This window comes from Pseudomonas sp. P7779, assembly GCF_013386315.1.
Taxonomy (GTDB): domain Bacteria; phylum Pseudomonadota; class Gammaproteobacteria; order Pseudomonadales; family Pseudomonadaceae; genus Aquipseudomonas.
This window is the reverse complement of record NZ_JACARZ010000058.1, coordinates 1-18,108: the sequence shown is the minus strand read 5'-3', so window position 1 is coordinate 18,108 and position 18,108 is coordinate 1. Positions and strand designations below refer to the sequence as shown.

16 protein-coding genes are annotated in these 18,108 nt (G+C 61.2%); 13 read left to right on the top strand and 3 right to left on the bottom strand.

Features of this window, described 5'->3' with window-relative positions:
- Positions 1–9: 9 nt before the first annotated feature.
- Both tssB and tssA read right to left on the bottom strand, forming a co-directional pair.
- Positions 10–507, bottom strand: coding sequence for a type VI secretion system contractile sheath small subunit (tssB, locus tag HX869_RS17345; RefSeq protein ID WP_177008256.1), 498 nt, complete (start codon positions 505–507; stop codon positions 10–12).
- Between the two features lie 33 nt (positions 508–540).
- Positions 541–2,094 carry a type VI secretion system protein TssA gene (tssA, locus tag HX869_RS17340; RefSeq protein ID WP_178903394.1) on the bottom strand — a complete coding sequence of 518 codons (1,554 nt, stop codon included), beginning with the start codon at positions 2,092–2,094 and terminating at the stop codon, positions 541–543.
- 476 nt (positions 2,095–2,570) lie between these two features.
- Here tssA and HX869_RS17335 point away from each other — a divergent pair, with 476 nt between their 5' ends.
- Entirely contained in the window at positions 2,571–3,086 is a 516-nt protein-coding gene (locus tag HX869_RS17335) for an Hcp family type VI secretion system effector (RefSeq protein ID WP_003208034.1), read from the top strand.
- Between the two features lie 55 nt (positions 3,087–3,141).
- On the opposite strand, the gene HX869_RS17330 is transcribed toward HX869_RS17335, so the two are convergent.
- Positions 3,142–3,963 (bottom strand): aldo/keto reductase, encoded by an 822-nt coding sequence (locus HX869_RS17330; protein WP_003208032.1) that lies wholly within the window; start codon positions 3,961–3,963, stop codon positions 3,142–3,144.
- A gap of 108 nt (positions 3,964–4,071) precedes the next feature.
- Between HX869_RS17330 and HX869_RS17325 the strand changes: the two genes are divergently transcribed.
- From HX869_RS17325 to HX869_RS17270, 12 genes are all read left to right on the top strand, one after another.
- Positions 4,072–4,566, top strand: a complete 495-nt coding sequence (locus HX869_RS17325; protein WP_003208031.1) for a DUF1543 domain-containing protein — start codon at positions 4,072–4,074, stop codon at positions 4,564–4,566.
- A 104-nt stretch (positions 4,567–4,670) separates the two neighbouring features.
- The gene (locus HX869_RS17320) at positions 4,671–5,771 is read left to right on the top strand and encodes a polyamine ABC transporter substrate-binding protein (protein ID WP_178903393.1); all 1,101 of its coding nucleotides are present in this window, start codon (positions 4,671–4,673) and stop codon (positions 5,769–5,771) included.
- 25 nt (positions 5,772–5,796) lie between these two features.
- Positions 5,797–7,215: an aminotransferase gene (locus HX869_RS17315; RefSeq protein WP_003208028.1), complete on the top strand. Its 1,419-nt coding sequence runs from the start codon at positions 5,797–5,799 to the stop codon at positions 7,213–7,215.
- Entirely contained in the window at positions 7,212–8,129 is a 918-nt protein-coding gene (locus HX869_RS17310; protein ID WP_250884643.1) for a response regulator transcription factor, read from the top strand. The genes HX869_RS17315 and HX869_RS17310 overlap by 4 nt, the downstream gene beginning before the upstream one ends.
- A gap of 87 nt (positions 8,130–8,216) precedes the next feature.
- Positions 8,217–8,498: a peptidylprolyl isomerase gene (locus HX869_RS17305; protein WP_003208024.1), complete on the top strand. Its 282-nt coding sequence runs from the start codon at positions 8,217–8,219 to the stop codon at positions 8,496–8,498.
- Positions 8,499–8,636: 138 nt separating this feature from the next.
- Entirely contained in the window at positions 8,637–10,496 is a 1,860-nt protein-coding gene (locus HX869_RS17300; protein ID WP_003208022.1) for an extracellular solute-binding protein, read from the top strand.
- The gene (locus tag HX869_RS17295; RefSeq protein WP_178903392.1) at positions 10,496–11,557 is read left to right on the top strand and encodes a microcin C ABC transporter permease YejB; all 1,062 of its coding nucleotides are present in this window, start codon (positions 10,496–10,498) and stop codon (positions 11,555–11,557) included. The genes HX869_RS17300 and HX869_RS17295 overlap by 1 nt, the downstream gene beginning before the upstream one ends.
- Complete coding sequence (locus HX869_RS17290; protein WP_003208019.1) at positions 11,557–12,579, top strand: ABC transporter permease; 1,023 nt, start codon at positions 11,557–11,559, stop codon at positions 12,577–12,579. The genes HX869_RS17295 and HX869_RS17290 overlap by 1 nt, the downstream gene beginning before the upstream one ends.
- Positions 12,580–12,590: 11 nt before the next feature.
- Complete coding sequence (locus HX869_RS17285; RefSeq protein WP_008436992.1) at positions 12,591–14,162, top strand: ABC transporter ATP-binding protein; 1,572 nt, start codon at positions 12,591–12,593, stop codon at positions 14,160–14,162.
- Positions 14,159–15,556 carry a sigma-54-dependent Fis family transcriptional regulator gene (locus HX869_RS17280; protein ID WP_003208015.1) on the top strand — a complete coding sequence of 466 codons (1,398 nt, stop codon included), beginning with the start codon at positions 14,159–14,161 and terminating at the stop codon, positions 15,554–15,556. The genes HX869_RS17285 and HX869_RS17280 overlap by 4 nt, the downstream gene beginning before the upstream one ends.
- 296 nt (positions 15,557–15,852) lie before the next feature.
- Positions 15,853–17,244, top strand: coding sequence for a GntP family permease (locus HX869_RS17275; protein WP_178903391.1), 1,392 nt, complete (start codon positions 15,853–15,855; stop codon positions 17,242–17,244).
- Positions 17,245–17,251: 7 nt separating this feature from the next.
- The gene (locus tag HX869_RS17270) at positions 17,252–18,025 is read left to right on the top strand and encodes a 3-hydroxybutyrate dehydrogenase (RefSeq protein ID WP_008436986.1); all 774 of its coding nucleotides are present in this window, start codon (positions 17,252–17,254) and stop codon (positions 18,023–18,025) included.
- Positions 18,026–18,108 lie beyond the last annotated feature (83 nt).

Below are 18,108 nucleotides of genomic sequence, written 5' to 3'. Positions count from 1 at the left end.
CTGAGAGAGTCATACGGCGGAGCTGTCCAGCCCCAATTCAGCCAATACCCGCTTGCGCGAATCGTCATCGGCGAGGGCATTTTCAATGGCCTTTCGAAAGCTCGGCGTGTTGCCCAGCGGCCCCTTGAGCGCCACAAGTGCATCGCGCAGGTCCATGAGCGTTTTCAGCTCGGGTATCTGCTCAACCAGCTGTGCAGGATTGAAGTCCTTCATCGAATTGATCCTGACCCGGATCGCCAACTCATCAGGTTCGGCTGAATCCTGCAGCCGGTTGGGGACGCTCAAGGCCAGGCCCAAGGCCTGCTTGGCCAGCACCTCGTCGAGGCTGTTCTTGTCGATGCCGACGGGCTTGCGGTCTTCGAGCTTGCGCAGGTCTTCACGCTGGGTGAAGTCACCAAGCACCAGCAATTTCAACGGCAGCTCGACCTCTTCCTGCGCAGTGCCGACGGCGGGTTTGAACGTGATATTGATGCGTTCCCTGGGGGCTACCGAACCTTCTTTCGCCATGGTGTTTCTCCTTTTTCGGGGGGGCTCGAAAGCCTATTCAAGTACCGCTTCGAGATCGAAGTGGCACAGCCTGCGATGGACATCTTCCTTGCGCTCACGCACGGAATGGCTCTGGGGCAATACGTCACAGCAGCCATGCAAGAGCTGCAGCACTTCAACCGCCAACTCGGGCTCCCAGCGCTGCAGGCCTGATTGCTGCAGCTCGTGGTCCAGGTGATCGAGCTGGACTTTGGCCAGGTCATGCTTGCCTGCCAGCAAACACAACCTGGCCAGGCCAAGCCGCCAATGAAACCGGGCACGATCACCTGTTGCGGTTTGCATGCCCTGCTTGAGGGACCGCACAGCCACCTTGAACCCGTCCTTGCGCAGCACGGGCATGACGTCGTGCAACGCTTTGTCCCAAGGCGCAGCCGGGGCATCAGGTGCCGACCTGAGTGGAACCGGGGCTTGCAAATGGCGGGCAACCTGGGTGTTGATCCAGCCACGGGTGACGTCGTCGGCGAAGGGGGTTCCGTCGTGGAAGCGCAGCTGTGCAAGCCCCGGCAAGCGCTGGAGCAACAGCGCGAAGTGCACTTCCAGCTCGGTCATGGCCAGGTCGGCCTGGAGTGCCTGCAGGCACTCCCACACCCGGTACAAGCCGTCGAACCAGAAAGGTGCTCCGGCCAGGCTGCCCTCAAGCTCCAGCAGCAGGTCGGTATGCTGCCCTTGGGCAAAGCGCTCCTGGTACCGCTTGAGCTTGTCGGGCGCCGGCCCGCGCAAAGGCGTTACCTGTTCGCTGTCACAGTCCGGAAGACTGGTGATCGTCAGCCAGGTCAACGTTCGGTTCAGACGCAGTGCGCGCAGGTCAGTGGCATTCTGGCGCTGCCACCAGGCCGACAAGGGCCGGGCATGTTCCTGCAGCGTGCGCAGCAGCTTGTGGGCGTCCTTTTCGTTTTCCACAATGGGCTCGGGCGCCATCAACTGAATCGCGACCTGTCTGATATGGGCGATCACCCCTGTGCTACCGCCTGCTGGAGGTTCGCTTTCGGTGGACTGTTGCAATCGGTCCGACAGCTGCCTGCGAACCGGCAGTAACAGTGGCGCATCTTCGAGAAGGTGTTCGGTCCACAACTCGTCCAGCCGCGCCAGGTGTTCGAGCATGCAGTGGAACAAGGGCCGCTGATCCTTGAGCGAAACAGGTTGTGCAAGCACCTGCTCGAGGCGCGGGACCAGCCAGCCAAAGGCGGCACTGCGGGTACGCAGCTTGCCCGGATAAACGACCGCCCAATGATGCTCACAGAGGTAGCGCAGCAATCCGAGGCCTGCGAGTAGCCCGGGGAAGGATTCGCGCTGATGCAAGGCCCAGGTCAACCAGACAGCGACCCGCAAGTCCTTGGACTGGTGGCGTAACAGCGCCTCGCTTTTTTCCACGACCCATTGCCAGTCAGGCTGACTGTTTCCGTGAATGGAGTGCGCCTTGCCCAGTTCAGTTTCAAGCGCCTCATACTCGGTCGAAAAACGCATATCGGCCCCCGCATAACTCGTTTTCGAGTTGGGTGCCTGCGCAAGTTCGAGGTAATAATCGGAAAGCCTGTCTGAGTAAACCATTATGGGCCGCACTTTACTTTCCTGAGCATGTTCAGTGAACTAATGGCCATTCAAGCGCACATCAGGACATTGATTAAAGTTTGCCTTCCCTACGAGAAGAGCACGAACCTTATCCATGCAAAAAGCATTGTTCAAGCCACCAAATAGCAGTTAAGGAGTTTCCTACAAGAATAGAAAAATCGCCGACGCGCAAGAATTTGCGCAGCCAAGGCGCCAGGCATCATCATGAATGAGGTGAACTCTGCGAATAACAACGCCCATCAACATGAGCAACTAACTGCACACCCCTGCGCAAACAAATACAACTAAATCGAATTAAAACCTTTAATGCCGTTCAAAATTAAAACCAATAAAACCTTAACCCCCTGCTTTCATTGACGCTCGAACTTTCCGGCACGCTTCTTGATATCGAGCATTACCCGGCCGGCAAGTCCGTCGGCCGGGACGACCTCATTTATCAGGCAAGGAAAACCGTCATGCCAACACCCGCGTATCTATCCATCACCGGCACCAAGCAAGGCTTGATCACGGCAGGCACGTTCACCCAGGACTCGGTCGGCAACATTTACCAGGAAGGCCATGAAGACCAGATCCTGGTGGAAGCATTCCAGCATCAGGTGATCATTCCCCGTGACCCGCAATCCGGCCAGCCCACCGGCCAGCGTGTGCACAAGCCCCTGATGATCAGCAAGGTATTCGATAAATCGTCGCCATTGCTGTTCAGCGCATTGACCTCCGGGGAAATGGTCAAGTGCCGCCTTGAGTGGTACCGAACCTCTTCAGCCGGCACCCAGGAACACTATTTCACCATCGAGTTGGAAGACGCGATCCTGGTGGACATCCAGTCACGGATGCCCAATTGCCAGGACCCGAACAACGCACACTTCACGCACCTGGAGGATGTGTATTTCACTTACCGGAAAATCGTCTGGACCCATGAGGTCTCCGGTACCTCTGGCTCTGATGACTGGCGCAGCCCGGTAGCCGGCTAAGCAGCCACCGAAACAGAAACGGCATCGCCATGGACGGCACCGTTTCTGTCGGCCACTAGACCATCGCCAGCGGATGCTTGCGCTTCGGCGCCCCAAAAACCCGGTCAATCGCGTCCAGGTCGTGTTCATCCAGCACCAGCTTCGCCGCTGCGGCATTGAGCCGGACATGCTCTGGCGTAACCGCCTTGGGAATCGCGATCACACCGTCCTGGCGCAAGACCCAGGCCAGGGAAACCTGGGCGGGTGTGACCTCGTGGCGACGGGCAATTTGCTTGAGGGTCGGGCTGGCCAACAGCTCGCCACCCTGGGCGATGGGACAGTAGGCCATCAACGGTAAATTGTGTTGCTGCCACCATGGCAGCAGGTCGAACTCGATGCCGCGCTCCTCGATGTTGTAGAGCACCTGATTGGTGGCACAGGCCGGGGAAGCCAGCTCCTGCAGGTCTGCCACATCAAAGTTGGACACACCCCAACGACCGATCTTGCCTGCCTCACGCAAGCGCTCGAAGGCTTCTACCGTTTCTTCAAGGGGGTATTGCCCACGCCAATGCAACAGATACAGATCAATGTAGTCGGTGCCCAGGCGCTGGAGGCTGGCCTCACATGCACGTGGAATGCCCTTGTGGCTGGCATTGTGCGGGTACACCTTGCTGACCAGGAACACCTGGTCGCGCTTGCCGCGAATCGCCTCGCCGACGACTTCTTCGGCACCGCCTTCGCCATACATTTCAGCGGTATCGATCAGGGTCATGCCCTCATCGATACCCAGTTGCAACGCGGCCACTTCGGCGCTGCGCTTGCCGGGATCCTCGCCCATGCGCCAGGTCCCCTGGCCGATGACAGGGACGGGTACGCCGGCCAGATCAATGGTGCGCATGACAACCTCCTGATGAATTTGCGAATTAACAGTGTGGCACCGACTGGACAAAAGGGTTCAATCGAAGGAAGGTGGCCCTTTCCATCCCAGCCATAGAAAGGGCCTGCAATGCTGTTTGTGGTCATGTTGGGGGGTAAGCACCCCCGGGCGAAAATCGAAGTGCATGATGTGGTGTTCGCCGTCGCCGACACCCTGGAAGCCGCCTACCCGCAACTGCGCGAGGGCTGGTTTGGCAGCCAGAAAGGTGTGCATATCGACTCCTGGATGACGGTGGATGGCGTTGACGGCTGGAAAGTCCAGCTCAGCCACCTGGCGCCGAACGCCGGGGCGCCGCGCCTGTACTTCATCAACCTGGGCGGGTATGAATCGAACGTCTTTGGCGAGGCACACCACTACCTGCTGGTGGTTGCGCGCACGGCCAGGGAGGCGGCAGCCCAAGGCAAACAGCAGATGCTCACGCACTGGACGCAATCCCACACCGACGGCGTACTGGATATCGACGACTGCCTGCCCATCGACCTGGTAGACGGGCGCTACATCCACCTGGAACCCGGCGTACACCGCCCGGTCATCACGCGAAACGACTACATCGTACTGCCCTGACCGCCTCCTACCCGAACGGGGTATGGCGCCCCACCCGCCACCTGCCTGAAAGTGCGATCAGCCCCTCGGCCTGACAACAAGCACAACATCAAGGTGGGTTCGCCATGCATAAAGCCGTTATCGCCCTGTTCAGCGCTGTCTTGCTTGCATCAACGTCCGTCAGCCAGGCCGCTGACGACCCGGGCAACACCTTGCGCATCTACAACTGGGCCGATTACATCGGGGAACACACTCTCGCCGACTTCGAGAAAACCACTGGTATCAAGGTGATCTACGACACCTACGACTCCTACGAAACCGTGCAGGGCAAGCTGCTCTCCGGGCGCTCGGGTTATGACCTGGTGGTGCTCAACGCGTCCCTGGTGCCGCTGCTGATCAAGGCCAAGGCCTTCCAGCCCCTCAACAAAGCGCTGCTGCCGGACTGGAACAACCTCGACCCGCAAGTGCTGAAAAGCCTGGAAACCCATGATCCGGGCGTGACCTATTCCGCGCCTTACACCTGGGGCAGCAATGGCGTGACCTACAACATCGACAAGATCAAGGAACGCATGCCGGATGCGCCCATCGGCTCCCTGGCGATGATCTTCGATCCCAAGATCGTTTCGCGCTTCGCCGACTGTGGCATCACCTTCATGGACTCCCCTACCGACATGATCCCGCTGGCCCTGACCTACCTCGGCCTGGACCCCAACAGCGTGGCGCCCAAAGACCTCAAGGCCGCTCAGGACGTGCTGATGGCCGTGCGCCCGTACATCCGCAAATTCGACTCCAGCGGCTTTATCAACGGCCTGGCCAATGGCGAGCTGTGCATGGCCACCACCTGGTCCGGCGACTACGCCACGTCCCAGGCCCGGGCGGCGGAAGCCGGGGCCAAGGTCAACCTGAGTTACTTCATCCCCAGGGAAGGCTCGCTGATCTGGTTCGATAACTTCTACATCCCGGCCGACGCACCCCATGTGGCGAATGCCCACAAGTTCATCGAGTTCCTCCTGCAACCCGAGGTTATCGCCGGCGTCAGCAACACCATTCACTACGCCAACAGCAACCTGGCCTCCAAGCCCTTCGTAAATGCCGATATACGCGACAACCCGGCCATCTACCCGGACCCGGCGACGATGCAGCGCTTGTTCACCCAGAAAAGCCAGTCCCAAGCTGCCGTGCGCCTGATCACCCGTACCTGGAACGCCGTGAAGACCGGCAAGTGAAACCCAGCCATTGAAGGTAAACGCCATGACCCTGCCAAATCCTGACTTTTTCGCCCAGTTCGACCACGACCAACTGGACGCCGCCGACAAGGCCCATTACATGCACGGTTTTCATATGTTCGACGAACACCGTGAACAAGGCTCACTGAATATCGCGGCGGGTGACGGCGCCTACATCTACGACACCGCCGGCAACCGCTACCTGGATGCGGTCGGCGGCATGTGGTGTACGAATATTGGTCTGGGCCGCGAGGAAATGGCAGACGCCATCGCCAACCAGGTTCGCCAGCTGGCGTATTCCAACCCGTTCTGCGACATGGCCAACGTCACCGCCATCGAACTGTGCGCCAAGCTTGCCAGCCTGGCTCCCGGCGATCTTGATCATGTGTTCCTGACCACCGGCGGTTCCACGGCTGTCGATACCGCCTATCGTCTGGTGCAGTTCTATCAGAACAGTCGCGGCAAGCATGAGAAGAAACACATCATCTCGCGCTTCAGTGCGTATCACGGCTCGACGTTCCTCACGATGTCCATCGGCAACAAGGCCGCCGACCGCGCGCCGGAATTCGATTTCATGAGCGACTTGTTCCACCACATTTCGTGCCCCAACTACTACCGGGCGCCGCAGGGCATGAGCGAGGCGCAGTTCCTCGATTTCCTGGTGGATGAGTTCGAAGACAAGATCCTGACCATCGGCGCCGACAAAGTGGCCGCGTTCTTTGCCGAACCGATCATGGGCTCGGGCGGCGTGATCATTCCGCCCAAGGGTTACCACCGGCGCATGTGGGAAGTCTGCCAACGTTATGACCTGCTCTACGTGGCGGATGAAGTGGTGACGTCCTTCGGCCGGCTGGGAAAATTCTTTGCCTCCCAGGAAGTGTTCGACATGCAACCGGACATCATCACCACCGCCAAGGGCCTGACGTCCGGCTACCTGCCGTTGGGCGCGTGTATTTTCTCGGAGCGCATCTGGCAAGTGATCGGCGAGCCGGGCAAGGGCCGCTGCTTTACCCACGGGTTCACCTACAGCGGCCACCCGGTGAGTTGTGTGGCGGCGCTGAAGAACATCGAGATCATCGAGCGGGAAAACCTGCTGGCCCATGTCGAAGACGTCGGTGTGTACCTCGAACAGCGCCTGCAAACCCTGGCCAACCTGCCGCTGGTGGGCGATGTGCGCTGCCAGCGGCTGATGGCCTGCATTGAGTTCGTCGCCGACAAACACACCAAGGCGCTGCTGCCGGACGCGGTGAACATCGGCGAGAAGATCCACCTGCGGGCCCAGGCCAAAGGCTTGCTGGTACGGCCCATTGGCCACCTGAATGTGATGTCGCCGCCGCTGATCATCACCCATGCCCAGGTGGATCAAGTGGTGGAAATCCTGCGCCAGTGCATCCTCGACACCGCCGAAGAGCTGCGCCAGAGCGGCGAGTATCAAGGCCGATGAGCCTGGGCGCCCCGGTGCTTTTGCCGGGGCCCTGGCCGGCGGGTAGACTGGCCGGCATGAACGAGCATGCCGATCACTGCCCTGCCCCGTCCTTCCAGGTGCTTGACGCCTGGAATGGTGCGTTGGCCCACGCCTTCGCCAGCGTCGACGAAGCGTCATTCCTTGAACACCTGGCCTGCGCCCTCAGTGCGCTGACCCCTATCGAATCGATGATGATCAGCCTGGAGCGCCAGGGCCAGGCGCCACACTTGCTCTACCAGCAAGGCATCCCCCGGCCGCACTACGAAGAGATCATCAACCGTTACTTCTCCCGGGGCTACCTGCTGGACCCGTTCTGCCTCGCGGTAGACAAGGGCCTGGCCGAAGGTTTCTACCACCTGGCGCAGATCGCCCCGGACGATTTCTTCAACAGCGAGTACTACAAAACCTACTACCTGCGCAGCGGCGGCGCCCAGGAGAGCTACTACATCGTCGACCTGTGCCCCAACAGCAAGATTTCGTTGTGCATGTTCCAGGGGCTGAGTGCCGGCCAGTTCAGCGACGAACAACTGGCACTGCAACGAACCGCCCAACCCATCGTGCGCGAACTGCTGCGCCGCTTCGGCACCACGGGCGGGCTGTGCAAGGTGATCAGCGACGAGGCCTTCACCCAGACCCAGGTGCATCAGCAGATTGAAGCGGCGTTCATGCATTTTGGCAGCGGCGTATTGACCGTGCGCGAACGGGAAATCGCCCACCTGATATTGCGCGGGCACTCGGTGAAATCCACCGCGCAGGTGCTGGGCATTTCCCCGGAAACCGTGCGCATGCACCGCAAGCATTTGTATACCAAGCTTGAAATCAACTCCCAGGCGGAGCTGTTTGCGCTGTTTATCGATTGGCTGACCCACAGCGGCGTAATGGCCCGATCCTGACCGTCCAGGCAACCCAGGGGAACTTTGCCAGGAAATAACCACCTGAATCCGGTACGCTCAGCATTTTTACCCAAGGAGATATCCCTCATGGCCAAAGCCACCGCCCGTCACATCCTCGTTGCCACCGAAGACAAGTGCAACGAACTGAAAGCGCAAATCGAAGGCGGCGCCGACTTCGCCGAAGTTGCCAAAGCCAACTCGTCCTGCCCGTCCAGCCGTCAAGGCGGCGACCTCGGTTCGTTCGGCCCGGGCCAAATGGTCAAGGAATTCGACACCGTCGTATTCAGCGCCCCGGTCAACACCGTGCAAGGCCCAGTGAAAACCCAGTTCGGTTATCACCTGCTGGAAGTAACCAGCCGTCAGGACTGATCAGTCCGCGCTAATGTTTAAACAACGGCCCACCCTTTGGTGGGCCGTTGTGCATCTGTGACAGTGTGATGACTGGCGAGGCGTACGCGCATAGCGTACAAATCCCTTTACCTCTTCACCCGGCGCCCAAGGCTGATAATGCGAGTCGCTTTTTCTACCCTGTTTTGCTCCACCCTGGCCCTGTTGCTGGCCAGCACCGCCGTGATCGCCGCGCCGCAATCGGCATTGACCGTGTACGGCGAGCCGGCCAAATACCAACCCGGCTTCACCCATTTCGACTACGCCAACCCCAATGCCCCCAAGGGCGGCAGCCTGCGGCGTTCGGCGATCGAAATCGGGCGCTACGACCATGTACTGCCTTATGGCGACAAAGGCATCGGGGTCAGCCAGGTCGACGGCTGGCTGTATTCGCCCCTGGCCCTGCGTTCGCTGGACGAGCCCTACACGGTCTACGGCCTGGTGGCGGAAAAGATGGAGCGGTCAGACGACGGTCTGTCCCTGCGTTTCTACCTGAACCCCAAGGCGCGTTTCGCCGATGGCCAACCGATCACCGCCGAAGACGTGCGTTACTCCTTTGACCTGCTGATGACCCAAGGCAGCCTGCGCTACCGCACGCTGTTCGCCGACGTCAAACACGTCGAAGTCGAAGGCCCGCGCCAGGTGCGCTTCGATTTCGCAAGCAATGAAAACCGCACCCTGCCCCTGGATGTCGCGACCCTGCCGGTGTTCCCCGAGCATTGGTGGAAGACCCGCAACTTCGCCGACGGCGGCGGCTACGAGATTCCCCTCGGCAGCGGCCCCTACACCATCAGCAAGGTGGATGCCGGCAACACCATCACGTTCAAGCGTGACCCGAACTGGTGGGGCAAGGACCTGCCCATCAGCCGCGGCCTGTACAACTTCGATCACCTGAGCCTGGAATACTTCGGCGACACCGAAGTGGCGCGCCAGGTCCTGCGGGGGGGCGCCTATGACTTCAACCGCGAATTCTCTGCCACCGGCTACTCCATCGGCTACAACGGCCCGGCCCTCGATGATGGCCGCCTGCAACGCGCGCACCTGGCCAAAGAGGCACCGCAGCCGGCCCAGGGCTACGTGTTCAACGTGCAAAAACCGATGTTCAAGGACCGCCGCGTGCGCCAGGCCCTGGCCATGCTGTGGGACTTCGAGTGGGCCAACCGGCAGATGATGCGCAACATGTACATCCGCCAGCAGAGCTTCTTCTCCAACAGCCCGCTGGCGGCGACCCAACTGCCGGATGCCCAGGAACTGGCGATTCTGGAACCTTTGCGCGGGCAGATTCCCGACGAAGTCTTCACCCAGGTGTTCAAGGCCCCCACCACCGACGGTACCGGGATGATCCGCGACAAGCAGCTGCAAGCCCTGGCCCTGCTGGAACAGGCCGGCTGGAAGCCCGACGGTGACAAGCTGGTGAATGCCGAGGGCGAGCCGCTGGAGTTCACCTTCCTCAACGCCCAGAACGGCCTTGAGCGCCTGTTGTTGCCGTACAAGCGCAACCTGGCGCAGATCGGCATCACCCTCAACATCCGCCGCATTGACTCCTCGCAATACGTCAACCGCCTGATGGCCCGGGACTACGACATGATCGTCACCGGCTTCCCGGTTACCACCTCGCCGGGGATGGAGCTGTACAACTACTTCGGTTCGGCCGCCGCGTTTGATACCGGCGCCAACAACTACATGGTGCTGAAAGACCCGGCCGTCGACAGCCTGATCAACGGCCTGGTCAAGGCCGATACCCAGTCGCTGATGCTCAGTTACGCCCACGCCCTGGACCGCGTGCTGCAATGGAATTACCTGTGGATCCCCAACTACTACCCGCCGGGCACCTCCGCCGCGTGGTGGAACCGCTTCGGCCGCCCGGCCGTGGAAGCCAAGACCGATGAGGCCCTGGAAACCTGGTGGGAAATCAGCCCCACACCGCTCACTAACGAGCAGATGAAAGCCGAACTGACCAAACGCCCGGGAGCCCGCTGATGTTTGCCTATATCGTGCGGCGCTTGCTGCTGATCATTCCCACCCTGGTGATTATCCTGCTGGTGAATTTCGTTATCGTGCAGGCCGCGCCCGGCGGGCCGGTGGAACAGGCCATCGCCCACCTGCAAGGCATCGGCGGCGGTGGCGTCGGCGGCTCGTCTGCCGAAAGCCTCAGCAGCGGCTCCCGGGCCAGCCGTGGCCTGGACCCGAAACTGATCAAGGACATCGAAAAACAATACGGCTTCGACAGGCCCGCGCCGGAACGCCTGTGGCTGATGCTCAAGAGCTACGCCCAGCTGGACTTCGGCAACAGTTTCTTCCGTGGCAAAAGCGTGACCGACCTGATCCTCGAAAAGATGCCGGTGACCATTTCCCTCGGCCTGTGGGCCACCTTGATCACCTACCTGGTGTCGATCCCGCTGGGGATTCGCAAGGCGGTGCGCCATGGCAGCAGTTTTGATGTGTGGAGCAGCACCGCGATCGTGATTGGCTATGCGATGCCGGCGTTCCTGTTTGCAATGTTCCTGATCGTGGTGTTCGCCGGCGGCACTTCGTTGAACTGGTTTCCGGTGCGCGGGCTGGTCTCGGAAAACTTCGACCAGTTGAGCACCGTCGGCAAGATCGCCGATTACTTCTGGCACCTGGTACTGCCGGTCAGCGCCCTGGTGATCGGCGGCTTCGCCACCTTGACCATCCTCACGAAAAACTCGTTCCTCAATGAAATCACCCGCCAGTACGTGGTCACCGCCCGGGCCAAAGGCTTGAGTGAACGCCGGGTGCTTTACGGGCATGTGTTCCGCAATGCCATGCTGCTGGTGATCTCGGGGATTCCCCAGGCATTTATCGCGGTGTTCTTTGCCGGTTCGCTGCTGATCGAGGTGATCTTCTCCCTCGACGGCCTCGGTCGCATGAGCTACGAAGCTGCGGTTTCACGGGATTATCCGGTGGTGTTCGGTTCGTTGTTTATCTTCACGCTGTTTGGCCTCTTGATAAAACTTATCGGTGACCTCTGCTACACCCTGGTGGACCCGCGTATCGACTTCGCCGCGAGGAACGCCTGATGCTCAAGCTCTCTCCCGTGGCCCGTCGGCGCTTTGAACGCTTCAAGAAAAACCGCCGCGGCTGGTGGTCGCTGTGGCTGTTTATCGGCCTGTTTATCCTGACCCTCGGCGGCGAGTTGATCGCCAATGACAAACCCCTGGTGCTCAGCTACCAGAACGAACTGTATTTCCCGGTGTTCAAGCGCTACACCGAGCAGGAGTTCGGCGGGCAACTGCCGTTCCAGGCGGATTACCGCAGTGAATACGTGCAGAACCTGATCAAGAAGGACGGCGGCTGGATGCTGTTCCCGCCAATCCCGTTCAGCGACGACACCCCCAACTATGAGCTGACCCGCCCTGCCCCCAGCCCGCCATCGAGCGTGAACTGGCTGGGCACCGATGACCAATCCCGCGACGTGCTGGCGCGGGTGATCTTCGGCGCCCGGGTGTCGATCCTGTTTGCCCTGGCCCTCACCGCCATCAGCGCCGCCATCGGCATCGCCGCCGGTGCCTTGCAGGGATATTACGGCGGCTGGGTCGACTTGCTCGGGCAACGAATATTGGAAGTGTGGTCCGGGCTGCCGGTGCTGTATCTGTTGATCATCCTGTCAGGCTTTGTCGAACCGAATTTCTGGTGGCTGCTGGGGATCATGGCGCTGTTTTCCTGGCTGGCCCTGGTGGACGTGGTGCGCGCCGAGTTCCTGCGGGGGCGCAACCTGGAGTACGTCAAGGCCGCGCGGGCGTTGGGCCTGGGGGACGGCAAGATCATCCGCCGGCATATCCTGCCGAATGCGATGACCGCCACCCTGAGCTACTTGCCGTTCATTTTGACCGGGGCGATTTCTACCCTGAGCGCCCTGGATTTCCTCGGTTTCGGCATGCCCGCCGGCAGCGCGTCACTGGGTGAGCTGATCGCCCAGGGCAAGCAGAACCTGCAAGCGCCGTGGCTGGGACTGACCGCGTTTTTCACCCTGGCGCTGATCCTGTCGTTGCTGGTGTTTATCGGCGAGGCGTTGCGTGACGCCTTCGACCCACGCTCATGAAGGCCGTTGAGATGACTGAAAACCTGATCGAGATTCGCGACCTGAGTGTCGCCTTCAACGGCCAGACCGTGGTGCGCAAGCTGTGCCTGGACGTGCGCCCCGGCGAGTGCCTGGCGCTGGTGGGCGAGTCGGGTTCGGGCAAATCGGTGACCGCCCATTCGATCCTGCAACTGCTGCCCGAAGCCGGCACCGAAACCACCGGCTCGGTGCGCTATCGCGGCCAGGAACTGCTCGGCGCCTCGCCCGCCACCCTGCAAAAACTGCGGGGCAACCGGATTGCGATGATCTTCCAGGAGCCGATGACGTCCCTGAATCCGCTGCACAGCATCGAGAAGCAGATCGGCGAAACCCTGCTGTTGCACAAGGGCCTGGGCGGCAAACAGGCCCAGGCGCGGATCCTCGAATTGCTCGAACTGGTGGGCATCCAGAAGCCCCGGGAACGCCTCAAGGCCTACCCCCACCAACTCTCCGGCGGCCAGCGCCAGCGGGTGATGATCGCCATGGCCCTGGCCTGTGAACCGGAACTGCTGATTGCCGATGAGCCGACGACTGCACTGGATGTGACGGTGCAGCGCAAGATCCTACTGCTGCTCAAGTCCCTGCAACAACGCCTGGGCATGTCGCTGCTGCTGATCAGCCACGACCTCAACCTGGTGCGCAGCATTGCCCAGCGGGTGTGCGTGATGAAGGCCGGGGAAATTGTCGAACAGGCGGATTGCGAAACCCTGTTCTGCGCCCCGCAGCACCCTTACAGCCGCCTGCTGCTGGATGCTGAACCGGCAGGCATCGTCTTGAATCACGAGGCGCGGGAGACGGTGTTGCAGGTGGATAACCTGAGTGTGCAGTTCCCGCTGGGCGGCGGACTGTTCCGGCGCAAGCAGTACCTGCAAGCGGTGGATGGCATCAGCCTGGAGGTACAGCGCGGCAAGACACTGGGGATTGTCGGCGAGTCCGGCTCGGGCAAATCCACCCTGGGCCAGGCGATTCTGCGGCTGCTGGATTCCAGCGGCGCGATTCGCTTCCAGGGCGAGGCCCTCGACGGCCTGACGCAAAAGCAGATGCAACCGTGGCGCAAGCAGATGCAGGTGGTGTTCCAGGACCCGTTCGGCAGCCTCAGCCCGCGGATGTCGGTGGCGCAGATCATCAGCGAAGGCCTGGAAGTGCATGCGCCGTGCAGCCTCAAGGACCGCGAAGCCCAAGTGATTCGCGTGCTGGAAGACGTGGGCCTGGACCCTGCCAGCCGCCATCGCTACCCCCATGAATTCTCCGGCGGCCAGCGCCAGCGCATCGCCATCGCCCGTGCGCTGGTGCTCAAGCCGGCGCTGATCCTGCTGGACGAACCCACTTCTGCACTGGACCGTACCGTGCAGAAACAGGTGGTCGCCCTGCTGCTTGAGCTGCAGGAAAAGTACGGCCTGACGTACCTGTTTATCAGCCATGACCTCGCGGTGGTGCGGGCCCTGGCCCACGACATGATCGTGATCAAGGACGGTAAGGTGGTGGAACGCGGGCCCAGCGATGAAGTGTTTGCCGCGCCTCAACACCCTTACACCCGGGAACTCCTCGCGGCGGCGCACCCATGAGCACCACTGGCAGCCTCAAGGATTACCAATACGTTCGCGGCCTGGCGATCCAGTCGCTGTTCGAGATCATCGAGCAGTCCAGCGAAGGCACGGTGATTGTCGACGGTGACGCGAACATCGTCTGGATGAACGAGCGCTACGCGAAGCGCTTCGGCCTGAAAAGCGCCGACGAAGCCATCGGGCAACCCTGCGAGCAGGTGATTTCCAACAGCCTGTTGCGCCAGGTGGTGCGTAACGACCAGCCGATATTGCTGGATATCCAGGACACGCCCAAAGGCCCGCTGGTGGTGATGCGCCTGCCGATCCATGACGACGCCGGCAAGGTGATCGGCGCCATCGGGTTTGCGTTGTTTGATGAGCTGCGCAACCTGTCGCCGCTGATCGAGCGTTACCTGAGCATGCAGCAGGAACTGGCTTCCACTCGGTCGCTGCTGAGGTCGCGGCAGAGTAAATACAACTTCGCGCACTTTATCGGCACCAGCGCGGCCAGCCTGGAAGTCAAACGTCGGGCGCGGCGCAGTGCGAGCGCGGAGTCGCCAGTGTTGCTGCTGGGGGAAACCGGGACCGGCAAGGAGCTGCTGGCCCAGGCGATTCATGGTGCATCGCCTCGCGCCCATAAAGCTTTCGTCAGCATCAACAGCGCAGCCATCCCGCATGATTTGCTGGAGGCGGAATTCTTCGGCACCGCGCCCGGCGCATTTACCGGTGCCGACCGCAAGGGCCGACCCGGCAAGTTGCAGATTGCCCAGGGCGGCACGCTGTTTCTGGATGAGATCGGCGACATGCCGCTACCACTGCAAAGCAAATTGCTGCGGGTGTTGCAGGAGAAAGAGTTCGAGCCGGTGGGCTCCAACGAGATGATCCACAGTGATGTGCGGGTGATTGCGGCCACGTCCATGGACCTGGAAGCGGCAATCAAGCGCGGCGAGTTTCGGGCGGACCTGTATTACCGGCTGAATGTGCTGCCGATCCAGGTACCGCCGCTGCGCGCGCGGCTGGATGATTTGCCGGCGTTGAGCGAGGCGATTCTGGAGGAGTTGCGCAGCCAGCATGAGCTGGACCGCGAGGCCTTGGCGTTATTGGCGCAGCATGCGTGGCCGGGGAATATCCGCGAGCTGCGCAATGTGCTGGAGCGGGCGGCACTGTTGAGTGATGACCTGGTGCTGGATGCCAGTGAAATTCGCGCAGCAATTGGTACATTCAGCCCGGTTGAGCAGAGTTCGGTAGAGACCGTTGAGGGCGAGAGTTTCAGCGCGGCCCGGGAGCGGTTTGATCGGCAGGTGATTGGGGCGGCGTTGAAGCACTGTGAGGGGAATGTGGTGGAGGCGGCGAAGCGGCTTGGGCTGGGTCGGTCGACCTTGTACAAGAAAATGGTTGCGCTGGGCATCGCATAATCTCAAAACAGAGACACAATTCCAAATACAGAGAAAATCCAATGTGGGAGCGGGCTTACTCGCGAATGCGGTGTGTCAGTGCCTGAATTACTGCCTGATACACCGCATTCGCGAGCAAGCCCGCTCCCACATTTGATCTCCAACAGTCTCAAATTCGGGACAAAACTTGAGAACGCTCTCACAAATCAAGAATTTATCTATATATTTCAATAAGTTAATAACTTGGCACACATCTCGCTAAAGCCCCTCCCCACCGCCTCACCCCCACAAAAATAACAATCAGATGGAGACACACCATGAGTGTGATCATTGCCCTAGCGGCCCTGGCGCTGCTGATGCTGGCCGCCTACCGTGGCTACAGCGTCATCCTGTTCGCCCCCATCGCCGCCCTCGGCGCCGTGCTGCTCACCGACCCTTCCGCCGTCGCTCCCGCGTTCACCGGGGTGTTCATGGAGAAAATGGTCGGCTTCCTCAAGCTGTATTTCCCGGTATTCCTGCTCGGCGCGGTGTTCGGCAAGCTGATTGAAATCTCCGGCTTCTCGCGCTCCATCGTCGCCGCCGCGATCCAGTTGCTCGGCACGCGCCAGGCGATGCTGGTGATCGTGCTGGTGTGCGCCCTGCTGACCTACGGCGGCGTGTCGCTGTTCGTGGTGGTGTTCGCGGTGTACCCGTTTGCGGCCGAGATGTTCCGCCAGAGCAATATCCCCAAGCGCTTGCTGCCGGCGACCATCGCCCTCGGCGCGTTCTCGTTCACCATGGACGCCCTGCCCGGCACGCCGCAGATCCAGAACATCATCCCCAGCACCTTCTTCAACACCACCGCCTGGGCCGCGCCATGGCTGGGGCTGATCGGCACGATCTTCGTGTTCTGCGCCGGCATGCTGTACCTGGCCCGCCAGCGCAACAAGGCCCAGCGCGCCGGTGAAGGCTATGGGACCGAGCTGCGCAACGAGCCGGAAACCGCCGAAGACATCAAGCTGCCCAACCCTTGGATCGCGCTGTCGCCGCTGTTACTGGTGGGCATCATGAACCTGCTGTTCACCCACTGGATTCCGCTGTGGTACGGCAAGACCCACATCCTCAGCCTGCCGGGCATGAGCGCGCCGGTGCAGACCGAAGTCGCCAAGCTCACGGCAATCTGGGCGGTGCAGGCGGCGTTGCTGGTGGGGATTATCGTGGTGCTGGTGTTCGGCTTCTCGGCGATTCGCAGCAAGCTCGCCGAGGGCAGCAAGAGCGCGGTCAGCGGCGCGCTGCTGGCGGCGATGAACACCGCTTCGGAATACGGTTTTGGTGCGGTGATCGCCTCGCTGCCGGGCTTCCTGGTGCTGGCGGACTGGCTCAAGGGCATTCCCAACCCACTGGTCAACGAAGCGATTACCGTGACCCTGCTGGCCGGCATCACCGGTTCCGCCTCGGGCGGCATGAGCATCGCGCTGGCGGCCATGTCGGAGAGCTTTATTTCAGCGGCCCATGCGGCCAATATCCCCCTTGAAGTACTGCACCGGGTCGCGGCGATGGCCAGCGGCGGCATGGACACCCTGCCCCACAACGGCGCCGTGATCACGCTGCTGGCGGTCACCGGGCTGACCCACCGCGAAGCCTATAAAGATATTTTCGGCATCACGATCATCAAGACCCTCGCGGTGTTCGTGGTGATTGGTACTTTCTACGCCACCGGCATTGTGTGAGGTTGATATGACGACATTGAACGGCAAGACCGCCCTGGTCACCGGTTCCACCAGCGGCATCGGCCTGGGCATCGCCCTGAGCCTGGCCAAGGCCGGCGCCAACCTGATCCTCAACGGCTTCGGCGATGCCAGCGCGGTGATCGCCCAGGTGCAGGCCTTCGGCGGCAAGGTCGGGCATCATCCGGCTGACGTCAGCGACCCGGCGCAGATCGCCGAGATGATCGCCTACGCCGAGCGCGAGTTTGGCGGCATCGACATTCTGGTGAACAACGCCGGGATCCAGCATGTGGCGCCGGTGGACGAATTCCCGGTGGAGCGCTGGGATTCGATCATTGCAATCAACCTGTCGTCGGTGTTCCACAGCACGCGGTTGAGCCTGCCGGGCATGAAAGCCAAGGGTTGGGGGCGGATCGTCAATATCGCCTCGGTGCATGGGCTGGTGGGTTCGGTGGGCAAGGCGGCTTACGTCGCTGCCAAGCACGGGGTGATCGGGCTGACCAAGGTGGTGGGCCTGGAGACCGCCCAGAGTAATGTCACCTGCAATGCCATCTGCCCGGGCTGGGTGCTGACGCCGCTGGTGCAGAAGCAGATTGATGACCGCATTGCCAGCGGGGTTGACCCGCAGCAGGCGCAGCAGGATTTGCTGGCGGAGAAGCAGCCTTCGCTGGAGTTCGTGACACCGCCGCAATTGGGGGAGCTGGTGCTGTTCCTGTGCAGCGAAGCCGGCAGCCAGGTGCGGGGCGCGGCGTGGAATATCGACGGTGGCTGGCTGGCCCAGTAAACGACGATTCCCAAGACACCGCAGCTCAAATGTGGGAGCGGGCTTGCTCGCGAATGCGGTGTATCAGTTAACACATCTGGAAC

Coding starts and splice junctions, on each gene's coding strand:
- tssB (WP_177008256.1), bottom strand. CDS start 507: ATGGCGAAAGAAGGTTCGGTAGCCCCCAGGGAACGCATCAATATCACG.
- tssA (WP_178903394.1), bottom strand. CDS start 2,094: ATGGTTTACTCAGACAGGCTTTCCGATTATTACCTCGAACTTGCGCAG.
- HX869_RS17335 (WP_003208034.1), top strand. CDS start 2,571: ATGCCAACACCCGCGTATCTATCCATCACCGGCACCAAGCAAGGCTTG.
- HX869_RS17330 (WP_003208032.1), bottom strand. CDS start 3,963: ATGCGCACCATTGATCTGGCCGGCGTACCCGTCCCTGTCATCGGCCAG.
- HX869_RS17325 (WP_003208031.1), top strand. CDS start 4,072: ATGCTGTTTGTGGTCATGTTGGGGGGTAAGCACCCCCGGGCGAAAATC.
- HX869_RS17320 (WP_178903393.1), top strand. CDS start 4,671: ATGCATAAAGCCGTTATCGCCCTGTTCAGCGCTGTCTTGCTTGCATCA.
- HX869_RS17315 (WP_003208028.1), top strand. CDS start 5,797: ATGACCCTGCCAAATCCTGACTTTTTCGCCCAGTTCGACCACGACCAA.
- HX869_RS17310 (WP_250884643.1), top strand. CDS start 7,212: ATGAGCCTGGGCGCCCCGGTGCTTTTGCCGGGGCCCTGGCCGGCGGGT.
- HX869_RS17305 (WP_003208024.1), top strand. CDS start 8,217: ATGGCCAAAGCCACCGCCCGTCACATCCTCGTTGCCACCGAAGACAAG.
- HX869_RS17300 (WP_003208022.1), top strand. CDS start 8,637: ATGCGAGTCGCTTTTTCTACCCTGTTTTGCTCCACCCTGGCCCTGTTG.
- HX869_RS17295 (WP_178903392.1), top strand. CDS start 10,496: ATGTTTGCCTATATCGTGCGGCGCTTGCTGCTGATCATTCCCACCCTG.
- HX869_RS17290 (WP_003208019.1), top strand. CDS start 11,557: ATGCTCAAGCTCTCTCCCGTGGCCCGTCGGCGCTTTGAACGCTTCAAG.
- HX869_RS17285 (WP_008436992.1), top strand. CDS start 12,591: ATGACTGAAAACCTGATCGAGATTCGCGACCTGAGTGTCGCCTTCAAC.
- HX869_RS17280 (WP_003208015.1), top strand. CDS start 14,159: ATGAGCACCACTGGCAGCCTCAAGGATTACCAATACGTTCGCGGCCTG.
- HX869_RS17275 (WP_178903391.1), top strand. CDS start 15,853: ATGAGTGTGATCATTGCCCTAGCGGCCCTGGCGCTGCTGATGCTGGCC.
- HX869_RS17270 (WP_008436986.1), top strand. CDS start 17,252: ATGACGACATTGAACGGCAAGACCGCCCTGGTCACCGGTTCCACCAGC.